The organism is Agrobacterium sp. 6Ca8, assembly GCF_055382765.1.
Genome location: NZ_AP026434.1, coordinates 1079800 through 1095918, shown reverse-complemented (window position 1 = coordinate 1095918; position 16119 = coordinate 1079800). Strand labels below are relative to the sequence as shown.

At 54.8% G+C, this 16119-nt stretch carries 17 protein-coding genes and 3 pseudogenes; 11 read left to right on the top strand and 9 right to left on the bottom strand.

Going from position 1 to position 16119, the window contains the following annotated elements; genetic code table 11:
• Positions 1-243 precede the first annotated feature (243 nt).
• From ACZ5A6_RS19185 to ACZ5A6_RS19150, 8 genes and pseudogenes are all read left to right on the top strand, one after another.
• Positions 244-516: a helix-turn-helix domain-containing protein gene (locus ACZ5A6_RS19185; RefSeq protein ID WP_013762465.1), complete on the top strand. Its 273-nt coding sequence runs from the start codon at positions 244-246 to the stop codon at positions 514-516.
• Complete coding sequence (locus ACZ5A6_RS19180) at positions 513-1754, top strand: type II toxin-antitoxin system HipA family toxin (protein WP_013762466.1); 1242 nt, start codon at positions 513-515, stop codon at positions 1752-1754. The genes ACZ5A6_RS19185 and ACZ5A6_RS19180 overlap by 4 nt, the downstream gene beginning before the upstream one ends.
• A complete protein-coding gene (locus ACZ5A6_RS19175) occupies positions 1744-1884 on the top strand; it encodes a hypothetical protein (protein WP_156390030.1) in 141 nt (46 codons plus the stop codon). The genes ACZ5A6_RS19180 and ACZ5A6_RS19175 overlap by 11 nt, the downstream gene beginning before the upstream one ends.
• A 1022-nt stretch (positions 1885-2906) precedes the next feature.
• Positions 2907-4001 (top strand): helix-turn-helix transcriptional regulator, encoded by a 1095-nt coding sequence (locus tag ACZ5A6_RS19170; RefSeq protein ID WP_013762468.1) that lies wholly within the window; start codon positions 2907-2909, stop codon positions 3999-4001.
• Between the two features lie 633 nt (positions 4002-4634).
• Complete coding sequence (locus ACZ5A6_RS19165; RefSeq protein ID WP_256372464.1) at positions 4635-4760, top strand: hypothetical protein; 126 nt, start codon at positions 4635-4637, stop codon at positions 4758-4760.
• Between the two features lie 612 nt (positions 4761-5372).
• On the top strand, positions 5373-5645 hold the full coding sequence (locus ACZ5A6_RS19160; protein WP_173998032.1) for a type II toxin-antitoxin system prevent-host-death family antitoxin: 273 nt from the start codon (positions 5373-5375) through the stop codon (positions 5643-5645).
• A pseudogene (locus ACZ5A6_RS19155) lies at positions 5632-5790 on the top strand (plasmid maintenance toxin (PemK-like)); the annotation flags it as partial. The gene ACZ5A6_RS19160 and the pseudogene ACZ5A6_RS19155, both read left to right, overlap by 14 nt.
• Positions 5791-5925: 135 nt before the next feature.
• Positions 5926-6504: a nucleotidyltransferase family protein gene (locus ACZ5A6_RS19150; RefSeq protein ID WP_003518916.1), complete on the top strand. Its 579-nt coding sequence runs from the start codon at positions 5926-5928 to the stop codon at positions 6502-6504.
• A gap of 71 nt (positions 6505-6575) precedes the next feature.
• Here ACZ5A6_RS19150 and ACZ5A6_RS19145 read toward each other — a convergent pair whose 3' ends face one another.
• Complete coding sequence (locus ACZ5A6_RS19145; RefSeq protein ID WP_236772255.1) at positions 6576-7472, bottom strand: DMT family transporter; 897 nt, start codon at positions 7470-7472, stop codon at positions 6576-6578.
• Between the two features lie 105 nt (positions 7473-7577).
• Between ACZ5A6_RS19145 and ACZ5A6_RS19140 the strand changes: the two genes are divergently transcribed.
• Positions 7578-8432, top strand: a complete 855-nt coding sequence (locus tag ACZ5A6_RS19140) for a LysR substrate-binding domain-containing protein (RefSeq protein WP_111788337.1) — start codon at positions 7578-7580, stop codon at positions 8430-8432.
• 308 nt (positions 8433-8740) lie between these two features.
• Here ACZ5A6_RS19140 and ACZ5A6_RS19135 read toward each other — a convergent pair whose 3' ends face one another.
• From ACZ5A6_RS19135 to ACZ5A6_RS19120, 4 genes and pseudogenes are all read right to left on the bottom strand, one after another.
• A complete protein-coding gene (locus ACZ5A6_RS19135; RefSeq protein WP_464111284.1) occupies positions 8741-9178 on the bottom strand; it encodes a hypothetical protein in 438 nt (145 codons plus the stop codon).
• 275 nt (positions 9179-9453) lie between these two features.
• Positions 9454-9747, bottom strand: a complete 294-nt coding sequence (locus tag ACZ5A6_RS19130; protein ID WP_464111283.1) for an addiction module antidote protein — start codon at positions 9745-9747, stop codon at positions 9454-9456.
• Positions 9740-10044 (bottom strand): annotated as a pseudogene (locus tag ACZ5A6_RS19125) (type II toxin-antitoxin system RelE/ParE family toxin). The gene ACZ5A6_RS19130 and the pseudogene ACZ5A6_RS19125 overlap by 8 nt, the downstream one beginning before the upstream one ends.
• A gap of 5 nt (positions 10045-10049) precedes the next feature.
• Positions 10050-10253: pseudogene (locus ACZ5A6_RS19120) on the bottom strand (hypothetical protein); the annotation flags it as partial.
• Between the two features lie 335 nt (positions 10254-10588).
• Here ACZ5A6_RS19120 and ACZ5A6_RS19115 point away from each other — a divergent pair.
• Both ACZ5A6_RS19115 and ACZ5A6_RS19110 read left to right on the top strand, forming a co-directional pair.
• A complete protein-coding gene (locus tag ACZ5A6_RS19115) occupies positions 10589-10861 on the top strand; it encodes a helix-turn-helix domain-containing protein (RefSeq protein WP_236735824.1) in 273 nt (90 codons plus the stop codon).
• The gene (locus ACZ5A6_RS19110) at positions 10858-12123 is read left to right on the top strand and encodes a type II toxin-antitoxin system HipA family toxin (protein WP_173998025.1); all 1266 of its coding nucleotides are present in this window, start codon (positions 10858-10860) and stop codon (positions 12121-12123) included. The genes ACZ5A6_RS19115 and ACZ5A6_RS19110 overlap by 4 nt, the downstream gene beginning before the upstream one ends.
• 765 nt (positions 12124-12888) lie before the next feature.
• On the opposite strand, the gene ACZ5A6_RS19105 is transcribed toward ACZ5A6_RS19110, so the two are convergent.
• The 4 genes from ACZ5A6_RS19105 to ACZ5A6_RS19090 form a co-directional block, all read right to left on the bottom strand.
• Positions 12889-13824, bottom strand: a complete 936-nt coding sequence (locus ACZ5A6_RS19105; protein WP_333704282.1) for a restriction endonuclease — start codon at positions 13822-13824, stop codon at positions 12889-12891.
• A gap of 57 nt (positions 13825-13881) precedes the next feature.
• The gene (locus ACZ5A6_RS19100; RefSeq protein WP_464111282.1) at positions 13882-14835 is read right to left on the bottom strand and encodes a GIY-YIG nuclease family protein; all 954 of its coding nucleotides are present in this window, start codon (positions 14833-14835) and stop codon (positions 13882-13884) included.
• Between the two features lie 72 nt (positions 14836-14907).
• Positions 14908-15825 (bottom strand): hypothetical protein, encoded by a 918-nt coding sequence (locus tag ACZ5A6_RS19095; RefSeq protein WP_333704284.1) that lies wholly within the window; start codon positions 15823-15825, stop codon positions 14908-14910.
• Positions 15822-16103: a restriction endonuclease subunit S gene (locus ACZ5A6_RS19090; protein ID WP_464111281.1), complete on the bottom strand. Its 282-nt coding sequence runs from the start codon at positions 16101-16103 to the stop codon at positions 15822-15824. Before ACZ5A6_RS19090 ends, ACZ5A6_RS19095 begins: the two co-directional genes overlap by 4 nt.
• Positions 16104-16119: the final 16 nt, after the last annotated feature.

The following is a 16119-nucleotide window of genomic DNA, read 5'->3' as shown; positions in this document are numbered from 1 at the left end:
TTTTCGGATGTAAAACATTAATACGATAGTAATGGCCGGTGTATCAATTTATCGGGCAATGATGATGAAACAATAGGCCCGTGAGACGAGGCAAATACTCTTGCTCCTGCCAGGTGCGATCCCACAAAGATTCCCGATCAGGATGATTTGGCGCGATCGAGCGTAAGACTTACTGATCGGGAAGCGATTCCTTGATTCTTTGGAAAACTTCCTGTACGGTAAGTCAAACTATGGAGGTTGACGATGTTCAGGTCCGCGCGTGATTTCGGCGCTGCTATCAAGGAGAGACGCAAAGCACTTGGCTGGACGCAAACCGGTCTTGCTGCCCGTTCCGGAACGGGGGAACGCTTCATCGTCGAGCTTGAATCGGGCAAGCCGAGTTGCCAGCTCGAAAAAGCCCTGATCGTCGCACGCGCAGTTGGAATCGATCTTGGCGATCTCAAGACGGTTCAGACTGTGCAAGTCGCGTCGGACGATGACCTCGGCTTTTTGCCGATGTTTGGTGCTGATCAATGACAACCATCTACTACGAGACCTTGCCTGTCGCCCATCTGACTTTTGAAGGCGAATGGAGGTTGGACTATGATCCGGGCTGGGAAGCGCGCCGCCCGGCCTTTCCGGTGTCGCTTACCATGCCGCTGCGTTCCGGATCCGTAGGTGCAGCGAAGCTGCTTCCCTGGCTTGCCAATCTGCTTCCGGAAACCCATCTTGCCGAGATCGGTCAGCGCTTCAAGGTTTCCCCGCAAGATATTGTCGGTCTACTTGCTCATATCGGACGTGACACGGCGGGGGCACTGTCGATCGGGGAGCCGCGCAAAGCTGGCGTCAACCTCCGGCCGGTGCCGGACGAGCAGGCGCTGGAGCGTATTCTCAATGAACTTCCTGCCAAACCCTTTCTGGTCGGAGAGCGCGGTGTTTCCATGTCGCTTGCTGGCGTCCAGGAGAAACTGCCGGTGTTTGTTGACGGGAACGGCCGTATTTCAGTTCCGGTCGATGGGACGCCATCCACGCATATTCTCAAGCCGGATACGAAACGCCTTGCGGGGAGCGTGGAGAACGAAGCCTTTTGCCTGTCGCTTGCACGTGCCTGCGGTCTTGAGGCTGCCGAGGCGACGATCGGAGTAGCTGGCAAGCGACGTTATCTTCTCGTGAAACGCTATGATCGCTTCACCGACCCTCAAGGCGAGATCCGCAGGTTGCATCAGGAGGATCTTTGCCAGTTAACCGGTTGCTTCCCCTCGCAGAAATACGAGCGATCCTCGACCGGCCGCGGCGTGACCATGAAGATGATGTTTGACGCCGTCAGCGATCTTGTTTCGCCTGGCGAGCGGTTGAAACTTCTCGATGCGGTGATCTTCAATGTCCTGATCTGCAATTCGGATTCGCATGCGAAAAATTACTCTATCCTGATTGGTGCCGGTGGGTCCGCGAAGATGGCTCCACTCTATGACCTGATGTGCGCTGCCGTTTATCGCCAGGTCGACCAGAGCCTGCCGCAGGGGATTTTCGGTCGGTTCCATGCGCCTGACCTGCGGCGTGCCGACTGGCAGGCACTGGCTGATGACATTGGATTGAGCGGCGCATCGACACTGAAACGGGTGGGGGAGCTTGCAAAACTGGTCAGCGTCGCATGCGATGAGGTGGCACCATATATCGTCGCCCTCTCCAGCGATCCGACGAGGATTCTTGAGCGAATTACTCACAGCGTTCAAAAGCGGTGCCGGCGAATTCAGGAGCAGATGCATGATCGATGAAACGCATCTTGACTATAATCCGACCACTGATTTGGAAGTCTGTGCGGAATGTTTTGACCGCGAAGTGCTGTTTAGGAAGCAGTTCTACGATGACATCATGTTTCGCTATGCAGGTGTGCCAAAGCGATAGCCAGTAAGCGGGCGAACTTTCGTGACATGACGCCTGTTGTTTCAAAGTTCGAACCGCTGACGAGACGCGAGTTTTTACCACAATGCTACATCGGCAGCACAACGATCCGAAGCTCGACGCATTCAGGTTCGTGTCGCCTGAATGTCGTACCCGCCACCGGGACGTGCGACCGCGTGGATATGATCGGCCGGCTTCGGGAGCAGTAGCCGGTGTGTCAACCGACAGAGAATACTGATGGCTCGGAGGGCGGATCTTCATGCTCGGACGCTATATTGCGAACACATCGGGACCGTGGAGAGCAGCAGTCTTCTTCCTAGCCATGTGCGGGGGTGAACTCGCAGTTTGTTGAAATATAAATTTTGTGATTTAAATACAGATAATTGAGATTGTTTATAAAAGTAATTTGTTAGGATTAAGGTAATTAGCCGCTGCTAAAGGAGCGTCCTCTTGCTACAGGAAACTTGTCGCGCGCGGAATGTCCGCATCGAGATCCCGATCGATGACGTTATAATCCGCCTCTGAAAATTCGGCGCTATTTTCTGTTTGCCTGCTGATCCACAGTACGCACTGTGAAATATCGTCGGTTTCGAAAACGGGCTCTTGCCTGTCAGGCCTGACCCACATCAACACGTAACGCATTGATATTGCTCCAGTTTGATTACAGGGCAAGTTAATATCTAGCTTACCCCAGGTTTGCGTACCCCAATTGGGGTATGTCTGGCTGATCGGGTTCGGGTTTGCTCCAAGACGCTGACTGATGTCGTTAGGTGACGATAAGACGGCTGAGAAATGCAACGAGTGTCTTGCCGACGATTGAGCGCACATCCGTCCGGTCCGTCGTAGAAGCCCGTTGCGCCTGGAAGGCGTACCTACCTGCTGCAGTTGATGGCTTCGGGAGGTGGATGAGAAACGGGCGGCTTCCAGCTCGACAAGTTTGTTTGTTCAAGTATGCATGAAAACAACTTCTGGATCTGGTGCTGTATTCTGGCTATACAAATATACTTTGGTGGGTGAGGGGGAAAATGCCGGTTGATATCGCGGTTTTTCATAATCTGCTGAATCGTTTCCAGGATGCAGCGCTGGAGCCCTCGCGTTGGCCCTCGCTTCTGGAGCAGATTGCTGAGGCAACTGGCGCCGGCGGCATCAATGTCATGGCACCGGCAAGCTCCGGCTCGGTCGGAGGTATTCTTTTCACCGAGAGTTTATCCTCGATCATGGAAGCCTATATAAACGACGGCTGGAACACGCGAGACCACCGGGCAAAATTCATACCGTTGATGAAGCGTAACGGAGTTGTCCTCGAGGAGGATTTCGTCCGTAAAGATGATCTCGATAATCTCGAATACTATAAATTCATGGCGAAGCATGGATTCCAGCATACAGCAGTCGTCAATTTTTCCTCAGGTGAGGACGATTTGTTTTTCGTCCTGCAACGCAGGCTCGGCGATGGTGGGTTCGGGAACGATGACCGGGTTCACCTCGCTACTCTCAGAACCCACCTTCAGATGTCCGCGCGGATCATGGCACTGTTTTCGGCTGGCGACATGAGAGGACGTCTGGCCGCGTTTGAGCGTGCAGATGTTGCGTGCGTTTTCTTTGACCATCGTGGTCATGTGGTAATGGCTAACCAGAAGGCGGATTCGCTTCTCACCGGGGATGTCAGAATAGCGCATGGAAAAATCAGGGCAGCGTCGTCACGGGAGACAGTGGTCTTTGAGACGACGCTGAACAAGGTCATTCGATCGAATGATCTGGCTCACGGCGAAGTCGTGACGTTGACCCGTGGTGAGAAGAGGCCGTTGCTTGCGCGGATCGAAAGGGCTGGGCCAAATGTCCGCGACGTTTTCGCCAGGTCGTACGCAATGGTGCTGTTCGAAGATGTGAGTGATAAACGTTTCATTTCATATGACGTGCTTCATCATCTGTTTGGGCTGACGCCGTCCGAATGTAAAATTACGGCGCTTCTTGCCGACGGTGCCGATCTTAGAACCGTCGCCGGTCATTGTGGAATTCAGTATGAAACGGTTCGTACCCACATTCGGTCAATCCTGCGTAAAACCGGGACCGAACGACAGGCGGAGCTATGTGTCCTTCTTGCTGGCATTCGGCTACGCTAACACGCAAGGCTACTTCAGTATGCGGTGTTCAGCCGCATGATGCTGATGCCTGGTTTTTCGCATCATGCAAAAGTCTTTCCAGATCCTGCTTATAGGCCCGTAGCCCCGGATCGTGCAGGCATTGCTGTACGAGCCGCAGGCTTTCGGTGTAGAGAGCCACACCCGCCTTTGCTGTGCCGCAAATGTCGATTGCATTCCGGGCACGTGTTGCAAACGGTTAGATCTTCTCACTCATATACGTGTCCGAGCAGATATCCTTGCCAGGTACCGCGTGTTCGCTTGCGGCGAAAGCAATCAGGGTTACGGCGCTGGTTCGGATGCATTTTTTAAATTGCATGTTTGAAGTCCCCAAGCTGAATTTTCGCATCTGGGAAGCTTGCGTATTGTCCGCGTCCTGGATGTGAGCGGTTAGAGACAAACAAAAAGACGGAGCTGTCGCATTCTCCAATTAGGGTACGATTATGGTGCCCGTTTATGATGGTGTCTGGCGCATCGTCAGCGCATCGGGCGAGGGATATAGCCTTGCGCTGAGGAATGATTCATCCGTTCAGCGAGAGGTTAGAATGAACTGGCGTGTAACTTTTCTTATCCTTCTGTCATCACTTTCCGTGTTTCCTTTTTCCGGACAGGCCGATGCACGGTGTGAACTGGCCCCGGCTAACGGTGGCCGATCTTACGGGTGCGGCGGTGGCTCTGCGCAACGACAATCATCTGGAGCTGATGCAGCCGCATTGCTGGGGCTGGGCATTGCTATACTGAACGCTCTACCGGAACCCGAGGACAGACCTGTACAGACATTTCGTCCACGCTCGTCGGATAATATCGATCGGATGAGCCGGGCATTTGGCAGAGCAGGCGCAATTGCCAACGCTGCAAGTACGCCCGATCCCAGACCGTCGGTTCAGAGGCCGGTTAGGAATGGCCAGGCCCCTTACGCGAATGATGATTGCGTAGCATTTAAACAGCGCAGTCGGGGCAGGATCGATTGGGACTACGTTGACGTCATCAACAAGTGCAATATCCCCGTACAGGTCGTCATGTGCTACTACATGCCCGGAGATGAGCGGAAATGTGCCGGCAAATCAGCTTGGGGTACGACCTCAACAATCGGTTCTCGTGGGAAAACAGTAAGCGTCTCGGACACCCGTTCGCACCCATACAAAGTAAAGTACTTTGTATGTGACATGAGTGGTGTGAGCAACAACAGCAAAATGTGCTTGCGACCCAAGGTGTGATGTCTCATGGGCAGCGGTTTCTGTACGAGGAGCCGCTGACTGTATTTGATTATGTAGTTCAAATTTTTGTATCGAGATATACTACTTAATACTCGGTACGGTTCTCTCTTTTGCGCCGGCTCCCGGCGGCTGAGTTATTCTGGCACTTTTTCCAACACGGCTCGAAAATTTTGGAGCCTATCATCACGCTGCAGTCCGCGAGCCCGTCATTATCACCAAGAACGGTCGGCGTCGCACCGTTGTGATTGCCTATGAGGACTATATGCGCCTCGCAAAGCGTGATCGCCGAGTCGAACTTTCGACGACGCTCGGCGACGATGACCTCGCCGCCACTGAAGCATCGCAGATGGAGCCGGGTCTGGAACATCTCAACGCCGAACTGTTGACGGACAAGCATTCTGCCGACTGAACCAAAGGTCGGCGGGCTGTTCAGATATTCGCACCTTTGGCATTGGCCGCATCTCGAAGGCCGTGAGGAGGGCGACAAGGATCGACCGGTGCGGGTTCTGGCGATAGTTGACGAAAGCTTCGATGAAGCGGACGGGGTTGTCCGGGCCGACGTAACCATCAACCGCTTCCGGCAGAAGCAGCAATTGCGTGCGATCTGTTCATGAGAGATGTGCCATGGCAGAATCCAGCGCAATATAGTGCTGTGTGGAATTAGCCAAGCCGTTTCAAGAAAGATTTACGTGAGCGACAAACTACATCTGGAATTACAGGCGATCGTCTACAAGAGCCCGCTGCTTTCGTCGGTCCTTGGCAAATGGGACGAGATTGCACTGCCTGATTCCTGGCTTGTGGCTGGTGCTGTCGCCCAAACCGTTTGGAACCACGTTTTTGGTTTCCCGCCCGTTTATGGCATCCAAGACATCGACATTGTTTATTTCGATCCCGACGATCTTTCCGAGGCCTCAGAAGCCGAACACTCGGCCCGCATCCGCGCAGCATTCTCTGAGTTGAAAGTCTGGATCGATGTGAAAAACCAAGCCAGGGTACACTATTGGTACGAGGCCAAGTTCGGCTATTCAATTAATCCGTACACCTCAACAACCGAGGCCATAAGCACTTTTCCGACAACGGCGGCAGCCGTAGGCCTACGCCCTCACCACGCTGCCCTGGAGCTGTGCACTCCATACGGACTTGCCGACTTGCTTGGTGCTGTCGTCCGCCCAAACAAAAAGCAGATTACACGTGAAATATACGAAAAGAAAATCGGTCGCTGGATCAAATTGTGGCCCGAACTCACAATCGTCGACTGGGATAAATAGTGTGGCCAGCAGAGTTTTTGGACGTTCTGTGGGATTTCTGCGACAAGACTGAGTTCACTGTCTTCTGTTTCTCAAGTAGCCGAAACTGACAGGTGGCGGCGAACACCCCATTTCAGCGTCACGCCGAGGCTTGCGATCAAAATGCAGCCTACGCCACCATATTGCGCCAATCCCAACCGATGGCCATAGACGATGGCATCAACCACGATGGCAGTGGCCGGATAGAAAAACAGTAATACGGCTGCCAAGGGCGTCGAGAGCTTGGGCAATGCGTTGTATAGCAGCATGTACACACCACCGGTGTGCACGACGCCGATGACGGCAAACCAGCCCCATTGAACGGATGATACCTCCAGAGGTCCTGGCGGCACTACAAGCGCCAAGAGCACTATGCCGCAAAGGCACTGAACGAGGGCCAATTGAGGTCCGCTGATGCCTGTCAGTCCTTTGGCGATGATAGTAACAACGGAATAGAAAAATGCACCGCCGAGCGCACAGCAAATCCCCAGCAGCCAGGATGCATCGGCAGTTGTCTGGCCGTTGCTGGACCCCGTGGCGAAAGCGAGTCCGATCAGGGCCACGGCGATCCATGCGAAGGTGGCGGCATGCAACCGTTCCCGAAAAACGAACGCCCCGATCAACACCACCATGAAGGGCTGAACATGAAAAACAATCGTTGCGACCGCGATGCCAATGTGTTGCATGGCTGTAAAGAACAACACCCAATTGCCGACCATCAGCAGGCCACTGGCGAGCGCAAGACCGAGGACTCGTGGCGGCAGGCGCAATACGCCGAAAAGATTACCTCGCATGGCACCATAAAGTGCCAGCACCAGGCCACCGATTACACATCGGTAAAAGGTGACCGATAGCGGGTCCGCATCGCTTTCCAAAACACAGACTCCAAGAGTTCCCAACAACATCTGGGCAGACGTTACGCCGAAAAAACCGTGAATTTGTCTGCTCATGCTGTCTCGCTCCTGATCAAGTTCGCCTGCTTCAGGATTGGACGTTTACGATTAATTACACAATCAATATAATATGAACATACTCATTGGAGTTTCCAAACAATCATGGAATTTGATCACACCTTACTCCGTACCTTCGTCGCATGTGTCGATCTGATGAGTTTCACGCGGGCGGCGTCCGCAGTGCACAAATCGCCCGCCACTGTATCCACGCAGATTAATCGGCTCGAAGCCGAAGTAGGGGCACCGCTTTTCATCCGCGACACACGCAATCTGGCTCTGACCCAGACTGGTGAGGAACTGGAGGCCTATGCACGACGCATTCTGCGGCTGCATGACGAGGCCGTGGAAGCTTTTCGCAAGCCCGATATTGCCGGGTCGATCACCATCGGCGCGCCTGATGACTATATCTCCCATATCATGCCGCCCGTGTTACGCCGCTTCGGCCAGTTGTTCCCCCGCGTCGCCATTAAAATCGTTTGTTCTCAATCAACAGTGCTTGTGCCGCAAGTCGAGAGGGGAGACATCGATCTCGCCATCGTAACACGGTCGCGGGGTGTGGAAGGTAAGCTCCTGCGACAAGAGCCTATGATCTGGATTGCCTCCCGCGATCGGATTGCGTTGGAAAGGCGTCCGCTCCCTGTTGCATTGTTCGAACCTGGAAGCCAGGCACGCGCCGTTGTTCTAGCCGCGTTGGGGAAAAGCGATATCCGCTTCCAGCCGGCTTATGAGAGTTTCAGCCTGTCTGCTCTTCTCACTGTTGTTGAGGCTGGACTTGCAGTGGCTGCCGTCACGCGCATGTCGGCCCCGTCCACTGTCGTGGAACTGGCGCAGGCTGACGTGTTACCCGTGATAGAGCACCTTGACGTTGCCCTGATACGTAGCGCTGGGTCCAACAATTCGCTTTGCGATTTCATGGCGGAAGCCATTCACAGCAGTGCGGAAGGCATGACTAGATAAGGCAGTGGCAAAGCTTGACACTTACAGGACGTTAGCTGCCGCGTCGGCAATTCCGCAGAAATCCTAAACACTTGTCCGCAAAATGAGCCGAATGCCGTCGTGGCGTAGAAGCGCCAAAAGCTGCCATGGTCTCGGGCTTGTCCCACAGCTCCGCTTGCTGTTGACGACCTAACTGCCAGAATGCGCGCGGCATCGACGTTGCCGAAGTGCCGTCGCAGCGCGTCGCTGCCAATATGCGCAGCAGACAAGTTCGAGCGATGAACTCGCTGACCGCTTCCTTGCGCGCGATTTCCAGTCGTACACCCCGGTCAAACCCTCAAGATGCTGGTTCTCGTGCAGATGCTTGATTTGGCCGCGCAGCTCGTAGAGATCGCCCATGAAGTCATGATGCCGGGGACCGACAAACAGTTTTGTGCGGCTCTTGAAGCGCGGCTTACGAGGATCAGCCCCTCTATGCAGCGCACGAATTGGTGCACGCGATCAAGGATATCGGTCGCGGTTTGCGCCTCCTGATAGATAGCTAGGCAGCGGCGCAGCCCTCGTGGACGACCACGTTCTCCAGAACCATGGGCCTTGCGAGAATGGAAACCTCTCAGTATCTCGACCGCGAGGGAAACCTTTTCACCGGATAACGTCGTCGGTTTGCGAAGGACTATGCACTTCATGACATTCACATAGAATGCCGCGAACGCTTCCTCGTTTCTGGCAACTATGTTGATATGCGCAAGTCTCACGGCGGTATACATCCTCGTCTCTGACGCGACCATACCAAGTTTACGTCAAGCGAAGTAAAAAGTCCGCAATCGGCCGACGGCCGACTTGGCGCAGAACCGCCAATTGCGGTCATTCGCTTCAGGCTATGGCATTGTCCGACCTTGGACCGGAAGCCGTCGTGGCGACGAGGGGTGGAGTTCCAAAGGGGAACCCCTCGCGCCTGGTCCTGCCGCTTGATGCGGAAGGATCAGGCGAGTGTTTGCTTTGTCAGTAGCTTGTTTCTGCCGCGTGTATGCGGACCACCGTGTTACTGGGCGGCATGGGCCTTGGCGGTCATATCAACACCGAGTGCTCTCATAACGGCCAACGTCGTTTTGAGCGTTGGGTTGCCGTGCTCGCTGAACGATCGATAAAGCTGTTCGCGAGACAAGCCTGTTTTACGCGACATTTCGGTCATCCCTTTAGCACGCGCGACGACGCCGAGCGCCTTTGCAACATAGGCTGCATCGCCGGTTTCGAAGGCGTCGGCCATGAACGCGGCGATTTCTTCATCATCGACCAAGGCGGCAGCAGGATCATAGGTTGTCAGTTTTTCAGTCATCTTTTTCGCTCCATTCCTTGGCGAGTTTATGCGCGGCGGCAATATCACGGGCTTGCGATCCTTTGTCGCCACCGCATAAAAGCACGATGAGAACATTGCCCCGTCTCTGAAAGTAGACGCGATAGCCGGGGCCATAGTGTATTCGCAATTCACTGACGCCTTCCCCAACCGGCTCGACGTCTCCCGGCAAACCTTCTGCCAGCCGCATCAATCGCGCCGCAATGATAGTCCTCGCTCGTTTGTCCCTTAGACGGTTTCCCATTTGGCGAAAACCGCCGTCTGCTTTAGCTCGATCATGAGATTTATTGCAGTCTATAAACTACACTATTGCAAGGTTGGAGGAGAATCGATGGCCTTAAAAAAGCGCAGCTGGCCCCGCTTGTCCACGTCGGACTTAGCGGGCAGCGTAGGCTCTCTATTTCCCGCGGGGAATGTTCGACGGATCGAGCAACTCCGCGTATGCTGGATGGACCGATCTTCTGAAGATGTTCAATCAACTCCCACCTTTTGGGGGTAAAGTCATTTTCCTTATAACGGCTTTATATGTGTCGGCTGCCGGATTGCCGCCAGCGGCGGTCTCCGGCGGCGATTGGCTCAGTCAGGTTGCCGTTGCTTATCTGGTGCGGGATGTTTGTTGCTGCAGTTGATGTGGTTTGAGTGTCCGTGCACTCAGTACGATCCTTTCTTGGCGCTGGCTTCCGGCGGCTAAGTTATGCCGCTACCTTTTCCGGCATGGCTCAAATCACCGACTTGCGATTTATTTAAATGCTATTATATTGGCAGTAATGTCATTTATTTGTATTTGGGTGATAATATGTTAGCATTTAGGATGGCATCCCCGGTGGAAGTTATCAGAGGTTTGGCGGACAGAATGAAGCGCCGACGGATTGAGCATGGATTGACCCAGCGTGAACTGGCTTCGAGATCGAATGTGTCCTACGGATCGTTGAGGCTATTTGAAGAAACCGGGAAAATTTCGCTCGAGAGCCTTGTGAAAATTGCGTTTGCCCTTGAGGCGGAGGCGGAGTTCGAACGCTTGTTTCCAGGTCGGCCGCCGCAGAATATCGATGATGTCATTGATCGTCCTCTCAAGCAGCGTGTGCGCCGGAAATGAAGTTCAAGCCAATCCAGCAGATTAAGGTTTATCTGAATCTCGAAGGGAACGAGAGGAAACTCGGTACCCTCGCCTGGAGTGGCAAGGAACGGAGGGCTTACTTCGAGTACGCGGCGGAGTTTCTGACATCGCCCCTTTTGATTTCTCCATTCCATATGATGGCGGCCAACGGGTTGATTGCGGCGCCTCGCGATCCGTTCGACGGGCTCCATGGGCTATTCAACGACAGCCTGCCTGACGGGTGGGGTCGTCTGTTGCTGGACCGCCGTCTACAGCGAGCGGGCATTGATTACACCCGGCTCACGCCGGTTGACCGTCTCTCGGCGGTGGGCAGAACGGGAATGGGGGCACTCTCATACATTCCGGAATTGCCAGACGATCAGAAACAACAGGCCGTCACTGATCTCGATTGGTTCGCTGATCAGGTGGAGTTGGTACAGACGGAGATGGACATCGCCGACATCGATCGTTTGCAGGGCGCACAGGGCGGATCCGCGGGTGCACGTCCGAAGATTATGATCGGCTTCAACCAAGTGGAAAATACCTGTGTTCTGGACTACGGCCAGCCGTTGGGCGCGGGGTTTGAAAGGTGGATGGTCAAGGCACCTAGTTCCGATGATCCGCGGGAGATTGGCGCTGAAGAAAGAGCCTATGCGCTTATGGCGGTAGCTGCAGGACTGACGATGGCTGACACGCAGCTGTTGGAGACCCGGAAAGGAAGGCGGCTTTTCGCGACGAAACGTTTTGACAGGACACCTGCCGGCAGGCTCCACATGCACACGGCAAGCGGCCTGTTGAATGCCAGCCATCGTGAGGCGAGTGTGAACTATGAGCAACTTCACAAGCTGACCCATATGATGACCCGCGACGCTGCGGAAGTCCTCAAGATGTTTCGAAATATGGTGTTCAATGTCTATGCCAGAAATCGCGACGACCATGCTAAAAACCATGCATTTCTTATGGACGGGAATGGTAGGTGGTCTCTGGCACCCGCATACGATCTTACGTTTTCGTCCGGGCCAGGCGGTGAGCACAGCGCTGCAATAGCCGGGGAAGGTAGAACCCCCGGCATGTCTCACCTTTTGGCGGTCTCCAAAGCGGCTTCGATCCCGGATCAATATGCCAAGGAGGTTATAGAGCAGATTCGAGAGGCCGTAGATCGGTGGCCCCAGTTTGCGGAAGAAGTTCGGCTATCCAGATCCCGTACTGCTGAACTCGACAAATTCCTGAATGGTAATCGGCTGGCTGATCGGCAATTTTAGTGGCCCTTGGCGGCGCTCATCGGTTTAGGTGAACGTCAAGCCGGCCTTTACACGCCTTTTATGATGGCGCAGATGCCCTTGCGGATGACATCCTTGTCGGTGCCGACAAGGATGTCATCCGCAAGGGCATCTGCGACATCATAAAAGGCGTGTAAGCCACGGCTTGACGTTCACCTAAACCGATGAGTGCCGCCAAGGGCCACTAAAATTGCCGATCAGCCACCAATGCCCATGCCATCGTCCTCTTCGACCAAAGGACCTTTGCTGCAAAGGCTTCTCCGTGAGAAGGCAGCGGCAATCTGCAAATCAGAGGCTACGTGATGCTGCATGGTTTGCCAACTGTCTCTGGTGAGCCAGAAAAACGACTGAACATTCTTGACGAGTAATATTTTATGGACCATCGCATCTGGAAACGTCCTCCTCCACCCCCCGTCATCGCCCGCATCCCTCGCTATCTCTTCTCGGATATCAGTTCGTAGGGCAGAACGTCTCGGTCCGTCCGCCAGAAACATGATTTTTAGTAACTTCCTGAGATGGATACGGTCTATGCTCACGCCAGCTAATTGCTGGCACAAGTCCAGCACTCAGTTGCATCTACTTCGAAAGAGAATCACCCTGAGTTGAAGCTAAGAGACTATTCTTAAATTGGACAGAGCCAAAAGCAGCAATCCCAGGTAAATTTTTGAAACGCCGATCAATTCCACTTCCGCGTGTTCCGCCTTCAAAGGGGAAATGATTTCCGCATCTGCCCCTCAGGCGGCACCATCACTCCTCGACAAAGAAATCCTCATCAAGCCGCTTCACCTCCACCACGCGGGCGATACGCACCCCAACGCCATGCTCAATCATCAGGTCGGCGAGGCGATCACCATCAATGAGCACGATGCGCTGCGGCAGATGGCGGACGAAATCAGTTGCCGGGGCGGAAAAGCTGGATGTGGTGACGAAGACGCCCTTGGCGGCACCGACGCCGACGAGGCTGCCCAGAAACCCCTGCACCTCAGGGCGGCCGACGCTGACATGAGATGCGTAGCGTTTTGCCTGTACATAGATGCGGTCGAGGCCGAGGCGGTCCTCGTCGATCACACCATCGATGCCGCCGTCACCGGATTTGCCCAGCCGGCGCGCGGCATTCTCATGGCTGCCGCCATACCCCATGCCGACCAGCAGATCGACGATGGCGCGTTCGAAGAAGGCCGGGCTCTGCGCCAGAATGCGTTGTAGGAGGTCTGCTTTAAGGGCCTGGTGCAGCACGGCCTGCGCAGCATCGATCTGTTCCTCCGGCGTGGCGGTGGTTGTTGCATCGATGGTTTCACCGGCGCCGGTTGATGCGGTATCTGTGCCGCCAATGCCGGATGTACTGGACGCGTAAAACTCCACAAAGGCCGGATAGGTTTTCAACGTGTCGACATTGATGCCACCGGGATTAGTGGCCAACAACGCCCTGCCAGCCTGACTTGACACGAAACGGCCGCGCGCAGGGCTGTCGATCAGGCCAGCCTTTGTCATGTAAAATTTTGCCCAGTGGATGCGGTTGTGGAAAATGCGCTGGCGACCGCTCGGCAGCATCTCCTCCCGCTCCGTCGCGGACAAGCCAAGCTGGCCGGCGAGCTTTTCCGCCGCATCCGGCACACGGGTTTCGCCATCGGCGGCGAGCCGCAGGACGGGAAGCATCAGGGATTGGTAATCGGGAATTGCCATTGTGAGCCGGTACCCTTTTGAATTACGACGCGCCTACTGGCCATCGACAGATAATCTCTATTTTCCACCAAACCGGGATGCTCCTGGAACTGAGGCGAATATGCTCTGCGCCTTCATCCACTCACCACGGAAGAATTCGCCGCCGAGACTGGTCAGCTCTTTTTGACCTCGGTCCTTGAAGGCTTTCTCCGCGGATTCTGCAATGGCTTTATCTTCGTAAAGCTGCGAGGTCATTTCAATTTTCCAACGCCCTTTTGCTGCGGGCGGGAAGCCGCAGTTCAGCTCCTTCTCGCGCCGCTTAACGTCGTTTGACACCCCGATCTTGATCAAGTCGGATTTGTCGAATTGCGGCTTCGGCAGGCCCATCATCGCAAAACCATTGCCGACAAAACGGGCAAGGTAGAGATGTGTCGGGCCATCTTCGTAAGTTGCTGCCCTCTCGCCGAAACTGCCAGGAAACGCCTTGGAGGGTTGATACACTTCGGCCAGCGGTCTTTTCTTGACCGCCGTCTCCGGCACAGGCGGCTCCCCGAAAACACTGACCTCCGTCACTCTCACCTTCAGCGCCAGGTCAATTTCAGATGGCGTCAGCTCTGGGCTCCAGACCGCAATGGCCTGACCCGCCTCAGCACGATAGGTCACGGGCGCGATGGTTTCGAGCAGCATCGGCTCATCGACCCGCCAGGCGCGAACCACCGGCAGTGCGTGGCTCCATTTCTCCGTCCAACCATTGTCGCGCTTACGCTTCAAGCCAAGTGCTGAGGCTTTATCCCTATCGCCGATAGGCCGCGCTTCGACCTGCAAAAAACCAAGGACACGGTGGCGCTCGTTCTTGCTGGTCTCTGCAGAGGCTGCTCCATAGATCATGAATAGATCGCCATCCTTGACCAGTTCCAGCATCCGATCACGGGAAGCCTCTTCGCTCCAACCGAGATAGCCGTCCTCTTCCGGGCTGAAACCGTAGAAAGAGCGCAGGCGGATAGAACGGGGTTTGTCAGGTATTGCGGTCATTGTGCATTTCCCGCCGCTTTATTGGTTTTCGCGTGGCTTCTCTCATCCGCCATCTTGGGACCACCATACAAGTCATCTCTCACGGTATATGAACCTCTTGCTCCAGCTCTCACCCGCGACCACACGGATACCATCAGGTCGATAACCTTCAGCCCAAAACACCTCGCGCAGTTGAGTTGCAGAGCGTTTGGCACCCAGCCAGTCGTCCCGTTCCAGTAACTGTCTGATCTTAGGATGAATAGCGACCTCGACATCAGCCATCTCACGCTCTGCAGCGAGCGTTGAACCTCCTTCCGCGCTGACAAGGCTCAGAGCGGGCTCGAAATAGTAGCGCCATTCTGCGTCAGGCTCCGGTAGTTCAATCGGGTCCTCGGATTCAGGCTCAGGATCGCGCCAGTAGAACTCAAGGATGTCATTCCGGAAAAACGAGAACGAGCCTAGATGCAACGAGCAATTGTTGTTATTGACGCGTATAAGGCGCTGCGCCTGCAACTTCGCCTTAACCTTGACCTGATTACTCGGAGTAGAAGAGCGTCCCTTGCTCTCAAAGGCGAGCCAATTTCCACTGTAGTCCTGCCCAATCAAGTCCGGACGAGAGCGCCCAAGCACAAGTGGATTGAGGTCGTTTCGGAAGACATCCAGATGAAGGAGCCAGGGAGTTCTGAGTAGCTGCCCAGCAAAGACCTTACAGAGCATCATACCCAGGAAATAGCTGACCATTCCTTTTTCCGTTGGGTCCAACGCCGCGAAGGCATCAGTCCGTTGAAGCCGCCCGTACCAGCCTTCTTGAATGGCCATTCTCACAAGCGCCAATCTGAAGATGGCTTCATGGGCCGACGCCGGTCCATGCCGAAACACATGGTATGTGCTGGGCCGCCCAATCGTGATCGCGGCCCAAAGCAATTCATCCCAGGTCGTCATAAGCGTCCCGGATCGGATCGCATAGACACTTGGGAATGCTTCGCTCTGATGTTCGATCCGAAGCGTCACTCCGCAGCCTCCTGAAGCACCTCGATATCGACGGGTGCCAGCGCCTCGGCCAGCAGCGCGTCGAGCAGTTGTTTCCGCGTCTCGTCGGCGCTGGTCAGGCTGGTTTCCAACTGGTCGCAGAGCGCCATCAGTTCATCGACTTTGGCTACGATGCGGTGTTGTTCGGCGAGAGGTGGAAGGGGAATAGATAGAGACCTAATGTTATCCAGATTGAGACCCGGCTTACCTGCGCCATAGGCACATTCCAAAAGTTCGCCGCGTCCTCCTGCGTCTGCCATCAGGCACAGAAGCATC

Excerpts from the sequence above, each read along its gene's own strand:
- ACZ5A6_RS19105 (WP_333704282.1), bottom strand. The coding sequence starts at position 13,824 with ATGGCAATTCCCGATTACCAATCCCTGATGCTTCCCGTCCTGCGGCTC.
- ACZ5A6_RS19165 (WP_256372464.1), top strand. The coding sequence starts at position 4,635 with ATGCACGGTGTGAACTGGCCCCGGCTAACGGTGGCCGATCTTACGGGT.
- ACZ5A6_RS19140 (WP_111788337.1), top strand. The coding sequence starts at position 7,578 with ATGGAATTTGATCACACCTTACTCCGTACCTTCGTCGCATGTGTCGAT.
- ACZ5A6_RS19185 (WP_013762465.1), top strand. The coding sequence starts at position 244 with ATGTTCAGGTCCGCGCGTGATTTCGGCGCTGCTATCAAGGAGAGACGC.
- ACZ5A6_RS19100 (WP_464111282.1), bottom strand. The coding sequence starts at position 14,835 with ATGACCGCAATACCTGACAAACCCCGTTCTATCCGCCTGCGCTCTTTC.
- ACZ5A6_RS19130 (WP_464111283.1), bottom strand. The coding sequence starts at position 9,747 with ATGACTGAAAAACTGACAACCTATGATCCTGCTGCCGCCTTGGTCGAT.
- ACZ5A6_RS19090 (WP_464111281.1), bottom strand. The coding sequence starts at position 16,103 with ATGGCAGACGCAGGAGGACGCGGCGAACTTTTGGAATGTGCCTATGGC.
- ACZ5A6_RS19145 (WP_236772255.1), bottom strand. The coding sequence starts at position 7,472 with ATGAGCAGACAAATTCACGGTTTTTTCGGCGTAACGTCTGCCCAGATG.
- ACZ5A6_RS19110 (WP_173998025.1), top strand. The coding sequence starts at position 10,858 with ATGAAGTTCAAGCCAATCCAGCAGATTAAGGTTTATCTGAATCTCGAA.
- ACZ5A6_RS19175 (WP_156390030.1), top strand. The coding sequence starts at position 1,744 with ATGATCGATGAAACGCATCTTGACTATAATCCGACCACTGATTTGGAA.
- ACZ5A6_RS19180 (WP_013762466.1), top strand. The coding sequence starts at position 513 with ATGACAACCATCTACTACGAGACCTTGCCTGTCGCCCATCTGACTTTT.
- ACZ5A6_RS19170 (WP_013762468.1), top strand. The coding sequence starts at position 2,907 with ATGCCGGTTGATATCGCGGTTTTTCATAATCTGCTGAATCGTTTCCAG.
- ACZ5A6_RS19135 (WP_464111284.1), bottom strand. The coding sequence starts at position 9,178 with ATGTATACCGCCGTGAGACTTGCGCATATCAACATAGTTGCCAGAAAC.